9 protein-coding genes are annotated in these 14,500 nt (G+C 56.3%); 3 read left to right on the forward strand and 6 right to left on the reverse strand.

Going from position 1 to position 14,500, the window contains the following annotated elements; genetic code table 11:
• Positions 1 to 190: 190 nt before the first annotated feature.
• The 6 genes from ACR8BN_RS12640 to lrp all read right to left on the reverse strand — a co-directional run bounded on the left by ACR8BN_RS12640 (position 191) and on the right by lrp (position 9,353).
• Positions 191 to 1,342 (reverse strand): MFS transporter, encoded by a 1,152-nt coding sequence (locus tag ACR8BN_RS12640; protein ID WP_434746987.1) that lies wholly within the window; start codon positions 1,340 to 1,342, stop codon positions 191 to 193.
• Positions 1,343 to 1,660: 318 nt separating this feature from the next.
• Positions 1,661 to 2,953: a serine--tRNA ligase gene (gene serS / locus ACR8BN_RS12645; RefSeq protein ID WP_039387614.1), complete on the reverse strand. Its 1,293-nt coding sequence runs from the start codon at positions 2,951 to 2,953 to the stop codon at positions 1,661 to 1,663.
• A 92-nt stretch (positions 2,954 to 3,045) separates the two neighbouring features.
• Positions 3,046 to 4,389 carry a replication-associated recombination protein A gene (locus ACR8BN_RS12650; RefSeq protein ID WP_033757131.1) on the reverse strand — a complete coding sequence of 448 codons (1,344 nt, stop codon included), beginning with the start codon at positions 4,387 to 4,389 and terminating at the stop codon, positions 3,046 to 3,048.
• Between the two features lie 7 nt (positions 4,390 to 4,396).
• On the reverse strand, positions 4,397 to 5,008 hold the full coding sequence (gene lolA / locus ACR8BN_RS12655; RefSeq protein WP_003849334.1) for an outer membrane lipoprotein chaperone LolA: 612 nt from the start codon (positions 5,006 to 5,008) through the stop codon (positions 4,397 to 4,399).
• A gap of 177 nt (positions 5,009 to 5,185) precedes the next feature.
• Positions 5,186 to 8,740 carry a DNA translocase FtsK 4TM domain-containing protein gene (locus tag ACR8BN_RS12660; protein WP_434746988.1) on the reverse strand — a complete coding sequence of 1,185 codons (3,555 nt, stop codon included), beginning with the start codon at positions 8,738 to 8,740 and terminating at the stop codon, positions 5,186 to 5,188.
• Between the two features lie 118 nt (positions 8,741 to 8,858).
• Positions 8,859 to 9,353, reverse strand: coding sequence for a leucine-responsive transcriptional regulator Lrp (gene lrp / locus ACR8BN_RS12665; protein WP_006118610.1), 495 nt, complete (start codon positions 9,351 to 9,353; stop codon positions 8,859 to 8,861).
• Positions 9,354 to 9,873: 520 nt separating this feature from the next.
• Here lrp and trxB point away from each other — a divergent pair.
• From trxB to cydC, 3 genes are all read left to right on the forward strand, one after another.
• Positions 9,874 to 10,842, forward strand: a complete 969-nt coding sequence (gene trxB, locus ACR8BN_RS12670) for a thioredoxin-disulfide reductase (protein ID WP_003849329.1) — start codon at positions 9,874 to 9,876, stop codon at positions 10,840 to 10,842.
• A 143-nt stretch (positions 10,843 to 10,985) separates the two neighbouring features.
• Entirely contained in the window at positions 10,986 to 12,755 is a 1,770-nt protein-coding gene (cydD, locus tag ACR8BN_RS12675; protein WP_425022103.1) for a heme ABC transporter permease/ATP-binding protein CydD, read from the forward strand.
• Complete coding sequence (cydC, locus tag ACR8BN_RS12680; RefSeq protein ID WP_425032490.1) at positions 12,755 to 14,485, forward strand: heme ABC transporter ATP-binding protein/permease CydC; 1,731 nt, start codon at positions 12,755 to 12,757, stop codon at positions 14,483 to 14,485. The genes cydD and cydC overlap by 1 nt, the downstream gene beginning before the upstream one ends.
• The last annotated feature ends 15 nt before the right edge of the window (positions 14,486 to 14,500 follow it).

Here is a 14,500-nt window from a genome sequence, read left to right on the forward strand (position 1 = left end):
AGGACGCGGGCGAAAGGCGGGGCGGCACAGGATGTGCCATCCCCGGCGGTCCGTCAGGCAGAGGAATGAAGTGAAGGAACCGCGCAGCGGCGCGAGGACCGCCAGCCCCTGCCCGGCACCAGACTGCGTTATCCCCTGGCGCTTAACTGACTGGCATTAAGCTTAACGCTCCCTTTTTGCTGTTCAGCGATCAGGCATGCGCCACTGGCGTAGCCTGATGATTCGCTTTGCGCAGCAGCATCACCAGATAAACTAGCGCCACAGCAGCGATCATCACGAACAGTAGCTGGTCAGAATAATTCTGCATCAGAACAGAGGTCATTGCCGGTCCAGCCAGACTGCCCACGGTATAACTCATCAGCAGCGCCTGATTCATCGCAACCAGTTCATGATGTGCAACCGTCTCGCAAGCCCAGGACATCGCCACCGGATAGAGTGTGAAGCCCGCCAGTCCCAGAACAAACAGCGCTGGCGCCATCGCGGCATTGGTTAACATGGCCATCGCCCCCAGGATAACCACAAAGACCTGGACTCGCAGCACCAGCATGCGACCAAAACGATCGGCCAGACGGCCAATTGGCCACTGGCCCACAATGCCTGCGCTGACCAGCAACGCCATCCAGTAACCCACATTAGCATCACTCATACCCTGATGTGACAGGTAAAGCGGCATCAGGCCATAAAGCGAGCCCAGAAGGATGCCAGAGATAATGCAGCCATTGATGCCCAGCCGTGAGCTACGGCGACGCAGCATCGGCCAGATGCGGGCCGGAGCGGCTTCTGTCGCTTCACCGCTGGCGGAGACGCGAGTAAAGACCAGCGGCAGCACGGCGCAGAAGACCAGCGACGTCACCCACGGGATCACGCTGAGTAATTCCGTAGACAGTTTGCTGACCAGCAACTGGCCTGTCACGGTGCCGATGTAATAGACAACCATATAGGCCGCCAGCAGCTGTCCCCGATTACGTACCGTTCCGCTGCACAGAAGTGCGCTCTCAACCACCACCCACATCAGCGCACAGCCGACACCGGCGATGAAACGCATTGAACTCCATGCCCAGAAACCCGACATCATCGCCAGGCACAGGGTTGCGACGGCAAACATCAAGGTAGCCAGGTAGTAGCTGCGGTTGAAGCCGTAATGCCTGATTAACCAGCCAGCCAGCAGCGTTCCTGCGAGGTTACCGGTGTAATAGGAGGAGCTTACGATGCCCACCTGCCAGGTTGTCAGTAAGTCATGCGTCAGCCACAGTGGAACGAGCGTATTCAGCACGGCAATTGCGACCGTCATTAACATCAGGCCGCAAAGCAGCAATATCACAGGGCGTGACCAGGTTGACATAGGGGATAGAAACCAGAGCAAATGAAGGAAATTGCGCGCAGTTTGCCACTGGCTTTTTTAAAGTCAATGGGCGGATTTTGACGGCAGCACATTTTGCTGTGCGACAATTTAATTTACTAATCTTCAGTGGGTTACAATTGTAAGAAGCGGCAGGTCGCTAAATGCTATCTCTATGAAAAATTAGGTTTTTAGCCATTCCGGCCTGACTGATATCGATAACGTTTATTTGTGATTAAATTAAGGCATGACAAAACAGTTTTTCCGGAGCTATAACATAAAAAAACCCGGCCATGGCCGGGTTCAGAGAGTTACTGTTGCTTAGCCGATAATTTCGACGCCATTCATATAGGGGCGTAAAACCTCAGGCACAGTGATGCGGCCATCTTCCTGCTGATAATTTTCCAGCACCGCCACCAGGGTACGCCCTACGGCAAGCCCTGAGCCATTCAGGGTATGAACCAGACGTGGTTTCTTATCCTGTTTGTTGCGGCAACGCGCCTGCATACGACGCGCCTGGAAATCACCCATGTTGGAACAGGATGAAATTTCACGATAGGTATTCTGCGCCGGTAGCCAGACTTCCAGATCGTAAGTTTTAGTCGATCCAAAGCCCATATCGCCGGTGCAGAGTAAAACCTTACGATATGGCAGGTTCAGCAACTGCAGCACTTTCTCAGCGTGACCGGTCAGCTCTTCCAGTGCATCCATTGACTGCTCCGGCGTGACGATCTGCACCATCTCAACTTTGTCGAACTGGTGCATACGGATCAGGCCACGCGTGTCACGACCGTAAGAACCCGCTTCAGAACGGAAGCACGGCGTATGCGCGGTCAGTTTAACCGGCAGGCTATCCTCTTCGAGGATCTCATCGCGCACCAGGTTAGTCAGCGGCACTTCCGCAGTAGGAATCAACGCATAGTTGCTGCTGTCTGACTCCTCTTCCAGCGGACGGGTGTGGAACAGGTCTTCGCCAAACTTAGGCAGCTGTCCGGTACCGTAAAGCGTTTCGTGGTTAACCAGATAAGGCACGTAGGTTTCAAGGTAGCCATGCTGCTCGGTGTGCAGGTCAATCATAAACTGACTCAGTGCACGGTGCAGGCGGGCAATCTGCCCCTGCATGACCACAAAGCGTGAACCGGTCAGTTTCACGGCAGACGCAAAATCAAGGCCTTTAGCCGCTTCACCCAGCTCAACGTGATCTTTAACCTGGAAACTGAACTCGCGCGGGGTACCCCAGCGGCTCACTTCCTGGTTTTCGCTGTCATCTTTGCCCAGCGGCACTTCATCGGCCGGAATGTTCGGCAGTGCCAGTGAGAAGTCACGGATTTGATTCTGCAGTTCATCCAGTTCTGCTTTTGCGGCATCCAGGCGTTCGCCCAGCGCGTTCACTTCCTGACGCAGCGGCTCGATGTCTTCCCCACGTGCTTTGGCCTGACCGATGGATTTGGATCGGGAGTTACGCTCTGCCTGCAGATTTTCTGTTTCCACCTGCAGCACTTTGCGACGCTCTTCAAGCGAACGCAGCGTTTCCACATCCAGTTTGTATCCCCGGCGTGCCAGTTTTTCTGCGACTGCGTCTGGCTCGTTACGCAGCAGATTGGGATCGAGCATGCTTATCCTGTGTATAAAAAGTTGGTTGAAAGAAGGGACGCATTCCAGCGGAATGCGTTGAAAACATTGCCCACATTACCGTAACGTCTGTTTCAGCGGTAGCGTTTTGTCGGGCTATTTTGATCCTGCTCGGCCAGCCAGCTTAGCTTTTCACCAATCTTACCCTCAAGCCCGCGCTGGGTTGGGGTGTAATAGCGCGCGCTGGCCAGTTCCTGCGGGAAATAGACTTCACCCGCGGCATAGGCGTTGGTTTCATCATGGGCATAACGGTACTCTTTACCCAGGCCCATCTCTTTCATCAGCTTAGTCGGGGCATTGCGCAGATGTTCCGGCACATCGTAATCGGGATGGTCGCGCGCATCACGCATAGCGGCTTTAAACGCGTTGTAGACCGCATTACTTTTAGGCGCGCAAGCCAGATAAACAATGGCCTGGGCAATCGCGCGTTCCCCTTCTGCCGGCCCGACGCGCGTGAAGCAATCCCAGGCCGCAATCGCCACCTGCATACCGCGTGGATCGGCATTGCCGACATCTTCGGAGGCGATTGCCAGCAACCGACGAGCCACATAGAGCGGATCGCCGCCCGCAGTGATAATGCGCGCATACCAGTAGAGCGCCGCATCCGGTGCGGAGCCGCGTACCGATTTGTGCAGTGCGGAAATCAGATCGTAAAAACGATCGCCTTTATTATCAAACCGCGCGGATCGCTCACCAGAGACTTCGTTAAGCAGCTGCGGCGTCAGTTCTCGCTGACCTGATGCGGTGATTTCGGCCATATCAGCCATCATCTCCAGCGTGTTCAGCGCCCGACGTGCATCACCATTAACCAGTTCAGCGATCATCCTGCGTGTGTTGTCCGGCAGCACGATGTCACTGTCCCCATAGCCTCGCGCTTTATCCTGCATTGCCTGATCCAGCACCTGCTCAATATCTTCCAGAGTCAGTGATTTCAGCAGGTAAACGCGGGCGCGTGACAGCAAAGCAGAGTTAAGCTCAAAAGAGGGGTTTTCGGTGGTCGCACCAATGAAGGTAATGGTGCCATCTTCGATATGGGGCAGAAAGGCATCCTGCTGGCTCTTGTTGAACCGATGGACCTCGTCCACAAACAGGATAGTGCGCCGCCCGGCATGTTTATTCTGACGGGCCCGCTCAATCGCCTCACGGATCTCTTTTACGCCAGAGGTGACGGCCGAAATACGCTCCACATCGGCGTTACCGTAATGGGCAATGATCTCAGCCAGCGTGGTCTTGCCGGTCCCGGGAGGTCCCCACAGGATCATTGAATGCAGGTGCCCTGCTTCAATCGCGCGCGGCAGAGGTTTGCCTGCGCCCAGCAGATGTTGCTGACCAATGTACTGTTTCAATGTTTCTGGCCGCATACGCGCAGCCAGAGGTTTGAAATTTTCGGTGGAAAAATCCAGGGACAGGTTACTCACCGTGACCTCACTGACGTTGGTCGTCCACCGTCACGCCTTTTGGCGGTGTGAACGTGAATTTATCCGGGCTGATAGCGCCATTCTGCTGGCTTTTCAGCTGGTAATCGCTGCGCTGGCCATCCTGTTCGATAGCACTGAAGCGGTTAATGGTCCCGCTGGACGTCACCTGGATGGTGAACTGTTTCAGGTTGCCGTCGCTGTTCTTAGGTGTCAGTTCAAAATTGTCACCCTGCTGTTTGATATTGTACTGCTTCCAGTCATTTGACTGGTTGCGGGCAATCAGCATAAAGGGCGTGTTGCTGGTCGCATTCTGCAACAGGCTGACTGTCGCCTGCTCAACAAACGGGTTGTAGAACCACAGCGATTTACCGTCGGAGATGATGATGCTTTCGTCCGGCGCGGTCATGTGCCAGTTAAAGAGGCTGGGACGTTTTACCCACAATTCGCCTTCACCGTCCTGCACATTCGCGCCGCTGCTGTCGGTCACTTTTTGGGTGAAGCTGGCGTGGAAGCTGCTGACCTTGTTCAGGCGCTGTTGCAGATCACTGGAAGCATCAGCCAGAACGCTGGCTGAAGAAAAGGTGGCCAACAGGCCCAGAGCGATTACGCGTAATTTCATCTGCTTCAATTCCTTATTTAAACGTTCCCATCGATAACTGCATTAAGCCTGGCCGCCGTTCCGCCATCAGAACAGAGAAAAAAACCGAAAGCTGATTCAGATATGGGGTTTAACCGTATAAAAACAATGAGCCAGTCGGAACTGGCTCATTGCGTTGTGTTTCAAAACATTTAGCCACTACATATCGTGTGGCGGTGGCGACAGCACTTCACGGTTACCATTGTGTCCTGGTGCAGAAACAATGCCCTGCGCTTCCATCTGTTCAATGATACGTGCCGCGCGGTTATAACCGATGCGGAACTGACGCTGAACGCCTGAAATCGACGCACGGCGCTTATCGACCACAAAACCGACCGCCTGATCGAACAGCGGATCGAGCTCTTCATCACTGTCGATGCCACCGGCATTTTCGCTCTCTTCGCCCGCCGTAATGCTGTCGATATATTGCGGACGACCACGCGCTTTCCAGTCCTGAACCACTGCATGCACTTCCTGGTCACGAACAAACGCACCGTGAACACGAATCGGCAGCGAGGAGTTCGGCGGCATGTAGAGCATGTCACCCATACCCAGCAATGACTCCGCGCCGCCCTGATCGAGAATGGTACGTGAGTCAATTTTGCTGGAAACGGTAAAGGCGATACGCGTCGGAATGTTCGCTTTGATCAGACCGGTAATGACATCCACAGATGGACGCTGTGTCGCCAGTACCAGATGGATGCCGGCAGCACGGGCTTTCTGTGCCAGGCGCGCAATCAGCTCTTCCACCTTTTTACCGACTGCCATGATCAGGTCAGCAAACTCATCGACCATCACAACAATATAAGGCAGCTTCTCCAGAACCGGCGGCGTCATATCCATGCTGTCGCCCGGTTTCCAGAACGGATCGGGAATCGGACGACCCATCGCTTCGGCCTGTTCCACTTTTTCGTTGTAGCCCGCCAGATTACGCACGCCCAGCGCCGACATCAGCTTGTAGCGACGCTCCATTTCACCGACGCTCCAGCGCAGCGCATTGGCAGCATCCTTCATGTCTGTGACAACTTCGGTCAGCAGATGCGGAATACCTTCATAGACCGACAGCTCAAGCATTTTCGGGTCGATCATGATGAAGCGAACTTCTTCCGGCGTCGCCTTATACAGCATGCTGATAATCATGGCGTTTACGCCCACAGATTTACCGGAGCCGGTGGTACCGGCGACCAGTAAGTGTGGCATTTTCGCCAGATCGGCCACCACCGGCTGACCGGCAATGTCTTTACCCAGCACGACGGCCAGCGGTGAAGGGTTGTCGCGGAATTTAGGGCAATCCAGCACTTCACGCAGATAGACGGTCTGACGATGCTTGTTTGGCAGTTCCAGACCTACATAAGGTTTGCCTGGGATCACTTCCACCACACGAACCGCTACCGTCGACAGCGAACGCGCCAGATCGCGGGACAGATTGGAGATACGCGCCGCTTTCACGCCCGGTGCCAGGTCGAGTTCGAAACGGGTAATAACCGGGCCAGGCGAGATACCAACCACCTCCGCTTTGACGCGATAATCGCCTAAGCGTGACTCCACCAGACGGGCCGTCTGCTCCAGCGAGAACATATCAACCGGCTCTTCCTCTTCAGGCGGTGCGGTCAGCAGATCCAGCGAAGGCAGTGGCGTGGAGGGTTTCTCCAGCGGCTGCTCGTGACGCATCAGGAATGGATGAATCAGGCTGTCATGCAGTGAAGGTTTCGCCTCTTCCACCGGCTGAACCGGCGCTGCCGGTGGCGTGCCATAGGCAGGCGCAGCGTAAGCCGGAGCCTGAGGAGCCGCAGGGGCACCATAAGCGGACGCAGAGGTTGCCGCAGGTGCAGCATAGTCAGGTTCAGACGGTGCTGCCGGCGCGCTATAGGCAGGCTCTGCCGGGGCAAAGCTGGCTGGTGCAGGAACATGAGCCGGAGCCTGAGGTCTTGAAACCTCACTCACCTGCTGCCAGGGTTCGTGCGAAACCGCCGGGGCTTCAGGTTCTGGCGTCGCCGCAATGGTAAACAGCGGTTCAGAAGGACCGTCATCTACCAGATCTTTCATCGGTGAAAAATCAAACGCTGAGGCGGGATCAATATTGAATACCGGCTCTTTTTTCACTTCTGGCTCATAGCGCTGCTGTTGCTGCTCGGCGAACTGACGCGCCAGTGCATCCTGCTGCTGTGCATCCTGCTCATCTTCCTCATCCTGCTGCCAGCTGGTGCCGTAACGCTGCTGCTGTTCAGACTGGAAGGCCTGACGCAGTTCAGCCTGCTGCAGCGCCTCTTCAGCATCCGGAGCAGAGGAAACGGATCCAGCACTGACCGGTTCGGTCTCTTCCGTTTTCGCTTTCTCTTCTGCCATGCGCTGAGAAGGCAGCTTAATACCATAAGAGGCCAGCTCACGACGGGTTGGCAGTTTTACCGGGTTAGGACGCGGCAGTGCCGGACCGATACCCTGTTTAACCTGCGGATTGAGATTGGTTTCAGGGGCTAAATCAAAAACAGGCGCAGTACGCGTTGTTACCTGAGCTGCCGTTGCAGCGGCTGCCGCTGCTGCAGATGCCGCAGGGATGACCGACGTATCCCGCCAGTTACCCATTTTAGGTTCATCGTCGTCGTAAGCACTGAACGACGGAGTAACCGGAGCGTCGTCTGGCATTTCAAAATGATAAAGCGGTGGTGAGTCTGCGGGTGCAGAAGCACTCTGCGCCGGCGTCGGGGAATTCGCCACACTCTGCGGAGCTGGCGCGCTCTGTGCGTACGCAGGCGCAGGTTGTGCAGACGGCGATGCAGGGATGGATGTCGCTGACGCGGCAGGCGCCGAAGCTGTAACCGCAGCAGCAGGTGCGGCGACAGCAGCAGGTGCAGGCGTCACCGTGGCTGCCGGGGCAAGAGTCACCTCGGCGGCTTCAGCGGTAGCCGCGACTGCCGCACTGGTGGCTGCTGCAGCTTTAGCCAGCAGCGGATCCTGCTGTGACGCCGCAGGCTCAGCAGCTGCACGTGGGGCAGAAAGCAGCACATCATCATCCTGATCGGCGGCATGAAGCTCAGGCACATCCGCGTATTCACGCGCGTCCCGCTCGTCATCCTCTTCCTGCCAGGGTTCATCGTGACGTGAGCGGTTGCTGGCAAACGTCAGTACGCCCATGACCACGCCACCAATTCTTTCTGCAATGGTGAGCCATGACCAGCCGGTGTAAAGGGTAATACCCGCCGCCCAGACGCAGAGCAGCATCAGCGTGCCGCCAGCCGGACTGAACCAGGGTGCAATAGCATTACTGACCAGGCTGCCGATCACGCCGCCCGAGGCAAAGTACCAGATATCATCGGCGTTCAGCGCCGCCATACCACAGGTCGTCACCACCAGCGCGAGGACGCCAATTAAGCGCAGCCCGACGGCAAAGTAGTCAAAGTAGTCCTGGCTGTCGCGCTGACGGAAAGCAATCCAGCACAGTCCCAGGATGACGGGCGGAATGGCATACGCCATCACACCAAAGATGAAGAGTAAGGTGTCAGCCAGCCAGGCACCGACGCTGCCGCCGATATTATGGATAGGTTCATGCCAGGCCGTTTGCGACCAGCTCGGGTCGGAAGGGTTAAAACTGACCAGAGAAACCATCAGGTAGATGGCAAACAGCGCCACCAGAATGAGCATCGCTTCCAGCAGACGACGTCCACTGCTCATCGATTGTAACGAAACGTCTTTATCTTCTGTATATTCCTGGCTCAAGAGGACTCTCCAGGTGCCTGTAAAGTAAGAAGCAACAGCGCCGGGCGAGCCCGACGCTGATCCTGTATGAATGCACAGGAGTGTACCGAAATCTCACAGGTTTTGCACCTGCCCCGCATCAGCGAGTTTTGATCACCAGTCGATTGCTCTGTTTAACCTCTTCCATCACCACATACGTACGCGTGTCGTTTACGCCCGGCAGGCGCAACAGGGTTTCACCCAGCAGCTTACGGTAGGCTGACATATCAGGTACGCGCGTTTTCAGCAGGTAGTCGAAATCGCCGGAAACGAGGTGACACTCTTGAGTTTCCTCAAGTTTTTGCACAGCGGCGTTAAATTGCTCAAACACATCCGGTGCACCACGATTCAGAGTAATCTCAACGAACACCAGCAGCGACGCATCCAGATAGTGCGGGTTCAGCTGCGCGGTGTAGCCAAGAATAAATCCCTGACGTTCGAGACGACGCACGCGTTCAAGACATGGCGTAGGCGATAAGCCTACGCGTTTGGAAAGCTCTACGTTTGAAATGCGACCATCTTTCTGAAGTTCATTCAGAATGTTCCTGTCAATTCTGTCGAGGTCTTTCCCGGGGCGTTTCTTATTGTCTACCATTATTATTGTCTCTCTTAATTCCTTCCCTTTACCTGCCACGCCCTGAAAACGCTCATTGTTCGGGGCATTTCTGAAGTGAGCTAACAGAGCCTGTGTTCTGACACCTATCGATATGACGCATGTTGTCTGTCCACATCATGCGTCAATATCCATATCAGGCTGCTTTTATTCGGCGTTACGTGCAAAACGGGCGATGAAAACCTGTTTTGTTCCGATAAATGTTATTCGCTTCTGATAATGTTTTCGCAAAAGCGCAGGCGATTGTCAAAGTAAAATCACCAAATTCAGGACAAGATGCCAGACAGTCCGCTGGGTATCTGTTTTTAAATGACTATTTTTCCACTATTGCACCCCTCTGACCCGAGTTTTGCCCCCTTTTGGCGCATTGGCCAGGCAAAACCGTCGCTCATCGTCTACGCCGTTTGCAGCTATCGTTAACAAAATTGCCGAAGCCTTGTCATTGTCGCCGGATATTCCCTACAATCGCAGGCTATGTCAGCCGAATGAAACTGAGGAACGCATGAGTACGGCCAAACACAGTAAGTTACTCATTCTGGGCTCTGGCCCAGCGGGTTATACCGCAGCCGTTTATGCTGCACGCGCCAACCTGAACCCGGTACTGATCACGGGTCTGGAAAAAGGCGGACAGCTGACCACCACCACCGAGGTGGAGAACTGGCCGGGCGACCCGCACGATCTGACAGGTCCATCGCTGATGGAGCGGATGCATGAGCATGCCGAAAAATTTAATACTGAGATCATCTTCGATCACATTCACACCGTCGATTTGCAGAACCGTCCGTTCCGCCTCACGGGTGACAGCGGCGAATACACGGCAGATGCCCTGATCATCGCCACCGGTGCGTCAGCGCGCTACCTCGGTCTGCCTTCCGAAGAGGCCTTCAAAGGCAAAGGCGTCTCTGCCTGTGCAACCTGTGATGGCTTCTTCTATCGCAACCAGAAAGTTGCGGTGATTGGCGGTGGTAACACGGCTGTGGAAGAGGCGCTCTACCTGGCGAATATTGCGGCTGAAGTGCACCTTATTCACCGCCGTGACAGCTTCCGCGCAGAGAAGATCCTGATCGACCGTCTGATGGAAAAAGTGCGCAATGGCAATATCGTGCTGCACACCCATCGCACACTGGAAGAAGTGGTGGGCGATCAGATGGGCGTCACCGGTCTGACGCTGCGTTCTACCCAGAACAGTGATGAGACAGAAGCGCTGGAGGTGGCGGGTCTTTTTGTTGCTATCGGACACAGCCCGAATACGGCCATTTTTGAAGGTCAGCTGGCGCTGGAGAACGGTTACATCAAAGTTCAGTCAGGTCTGCACGGCAACGCCACTCAGACCAGCATCCCTGGCGTCTTTGCGGCAGGCGATGTGATGGACCATATCTATCGACAGGCGATCACCTCTGCGGGCACCGGCTGTATGGCCGCGTTAGACGCTGAGCGCTTTCTTGACGGACTGGTTAAAAACGATCAGTAAGTTGTTAACCCTCTGATCTCAAATGTTCCTGGCGACGGTTTTTCCGTCGCCTTTTTTATTGCTCTCATGCTAGATTCTTGCGCCTGAAGAGATGGAAATGTCTTTCCATTTTCACCCGTCATCGACATTCATCATGGTCTCGCATGGACAAATCGCGGCAGCAGCATCTTACCCGCTGGCTTCGTCAGCAACGTCATTTCGCCGGTCGCTGGTTGCGACTCAACACCCTGCTGGGCATGGCAAGTGCACTTCTGATTATTGCTCAGGCGGGTTTACTGGCCTCGCTGCTGCAGGCTCTGATTATTGACCAGCAGCCGCGTGAAGCGCTGACTGTCAGCATCCTGCTGTTACTGCTCTGCTTTGTGCTCCGCGCCCTGATTAACTATGCCCGCGAACTGACCGGTTATCGTGCCGGGCAGGCTATACGTCAGGCTTTACGTCAGCAGGTATTAGACCGGCTATCTGATCTGGGGCCGGCGTGGATTCAGGGAAAGCCAGCCGGCAGCTGGGCGACGCTGCTGCTGGAGCAGATCGAAGAGATGCAGGAGTATTACGCGCGCTATCTGCCGCAGATGACCCTGGCGGTGCTTATCCCCTGCTGCATTCTGCTGACTATTTTTCCGCTCAACTGGACGGCGGGTCTGATCCTGTTTGCCACCGCGCCACTGATTCCGCTGTTTATGGCGCTGGTCGGGATGGGTGCGGCCGAGGCTAACCGCCGGAACTTTCTGGTGCTGGCCCGCCTGAGCGGTAACTTTCTCGACCGCCTGCGCGGCAGAGAGACGCTGCGGCTGTTTCATCGTGGCGCAGCTGAGCAGCAGGCGGTTGCCGCCGCCACCACCGATTTTCGCCAGCGCACCATGGAAGTGCTGCGCTTAGCCTTTCTCTCCTCTGCCGTACTGGAGTTTTTTGCCTCGCTGGCGATTGCCGTGGTGGCCGTCTACTTTGGTTTCTCCTATCTGGGCGAATTGCATTTCGGTGATTACGGCCAGGGCGTGACGCTGTTTGCCGGCTTTCTGGTGCTGATCCTCGCCCCGGAGTTTTTCCAGCCGCTGCGCGATCTCGGCGCTTTTTATCATGCCAAAGCCCAGGCAGTAGGCGGTGCCGATGCCCTTGAAGCCTTTATGCAGGCGACGCCCGCCACCGCGCCGCAGGAAGGCCAGTTGCCTTTCACTGCCGATCGCTCAATCGCACTTACCGCCGAAGATCTGCGTGTCTGTGCGCCTGATGGTCAGGTGTTGTGCGGCCCGCTCTCTTTTACTCTCGCACCTGGCGAACAGATTGCGCTGGTCGGTCAAAGCGGGGCCGGTAAAACGGCCCTGATGAACGCCCTGCTCGGTTTTCTGCCTTATCAGGGTTCGCTGAAAGCGAATGGCGTTGAACTCCGCGATATACGACGGAGTGACTGGCATCAGCAGCTCAGTTGGGTAGGACAGAATCCTCAGTTACCGGCCGCCACCATACGCGACAACATCGTGATGAATGCGGCCTGGGATGACGAGCGTTTTGCGGCGCTGCTGGAGTCGTGCGGCATCAATGAGTTCCTGCCTCGTCTGCCCCAGGGCATTGACACCCAGCCTGGCGATGGCGGTAATCAGCTATCGGTGGGTCAGGCGCAGCGGGTCGCGGTCGCGCGCGCACTCTATAAATCCTCGCATTTTTTGCTGCTCGATGAACCCGCAGCCAGCCTGGATGCGCTCAGTGAACGTCATGTGATGCTGGCACTGAACCAGGCGGCAGCCCGCCAGACCACGCTGATGATAACCCATCAGATTGATACGCTAAGTCACTGGCAGACCCTATGGGTAATGGAAGCCGGTAAGCTGGTGCAACAGGGTAACTGGCAGCAGCTGTCGCAACAGCCGGGTGCTTTCAGTGAGATGCTGAAGCATCGTCAACAGGAGATTCGCTGATGTCCGCCTTGCGTCCTTTTCTTCGTCTCTGGCTGCGCCACCCTTATCGCCTGGCGCTGGGCATCGTGCTGGCGATTGTTACCCTGCTGGCCAGTATCGGTCTGCTGACGCTTTCAGGCTGGTTTCTGGCCGCCTCGTCAGTGGCAGGCGTAGCCGGTCTCTATACCTTCAACTATATGCTGCCTGCGGCAGGCGTGCGTGGCGCCGCCATCATTCGCACTGCCGCACGCTATGCTGAACGTCTGGTCAGCCACGATGCAACATTCAGGGTTCTTCAGCATCTGCGTGTCCACACATTCAGTCGCCTGATGGCCCTTTCGCCGGGCCAGCTTTCGCGGTTCCGGCAGGCGGACCTGCTCAACCGCTTCGTGGCCGATGTCGATACGCTGGATCACCTCTATCTGCGCGTCATCTCGCCGCTGCTCGGTGCACTGGTGGTGATTGTCGTGGTTACCCTTGGAATGAGCTTCATCGATGTTCAGCTGGCACTGACGCTGGGCGGCATTATGCTGAGTACACTGGTGGTGATGCCAGCACTGTTTTACCGTCTGGGATCGCCTGCAGGCGGCGCGATTGCCCGTGGGCGCGCCCGCTGGCGCTTACAGCTGATGCAGTGGCTGGCGGCTCAGGCTGAACTCACCCTGTACGGTGCCTCGCGGGGCTGGCGTCAGCAACTTGATGAAGATGAACAGCGCTGGCAGCAGGCTCAGAGCCAGCAGCAGCGCTTGCAGGCTGCGGCACAGAGCCTGCTGCTGCTGATCAGCGGCGTAACCGTCACACTGTTGCTCTGGCTCAGTGCGGCGACTATCAGCCAGCAGCAGTTGCCCGGCTCGCTGATTGCACTGGTAGTGTTTTGCGCGCTGGCTGCTTTCGAGGCGCTGGCACCGGTTGCGGGGGCCTTTCTGCCCATGTCGCAGGTGATAAATGCCGCTCAGCGGGTCAATGACATTATCGATCAGTCACCCGCTATCACCTTTCCGGCAGATTCAGACGCCCGGCCAGGACGACTCGCGGTTGCTATCGATCAGCTCGACTTCAGCTATCCCGACCGCCCGGATAAGGTACTGAACCGCTGTACCCTCAAGGTGGCTGCCGGTGAACACATTGCACTGCTGGGGCCGACCGGCTGTGGCAAATCCACTCTGCTGGCGCTGTTGACCCGGGGCTGGGATAGCCAGCACGGTGTCATCTGTCTGAATGACCTGCCGATCACCGCATGGTCAGAGCCAGCGCTGCGTCAGCGCATCAGTGTAGTGACTCAGCGGGTTCATCTCTTCAGTCAGAGCCTGCGTGATAACTTACTGCTGGCCTGTCCCGATGCTACTGATGAGCAGTTACGCCGCGTGCTGAATGACGTCGGCCTGCAGCGCCTGCTTGAGAGCCCGGAAGAATTAAACGCCTGGATGGGAGAAGGCGGTCGCCCGCTGTCAGGCGGCGAACTGCGTCGGCTGGCGCTGGCGCGTGCGTTACTGCATGACGGCGATCTCTGGCTGCTGGATGAACCCACCGAAGGACTGGATGCCACTACCGAGCAGCATATCTTCACCCTGCTGCAGCGGCTGACTGCTGGCAAGACCGTGATAATGGTCACGCACCGACTTAGCGGCCTGGAGCAGATGGATCGCATCTGCGTGATGGATAATGGCGTAATTGTGGAACAGGGAAGTCATGCCGAATTAATCTCAAAAGCAGGTCGGTACTGGCGTTTCCGGCAGCGGATTGCGCTATAGTCTTAGCGAAATGCT

This window comes from Pantoea sp. Lu_F5_004 (assembly GCF_051136245.1).
In the GTDB taxonomy this organism is placed as follows: domain Bacteria; phylum Pseudomonadota; class Gammaproteobacteria; order Enterobacterales; family Enterobacteriaceae; genus Pantoea; species Pantoea agglomerans.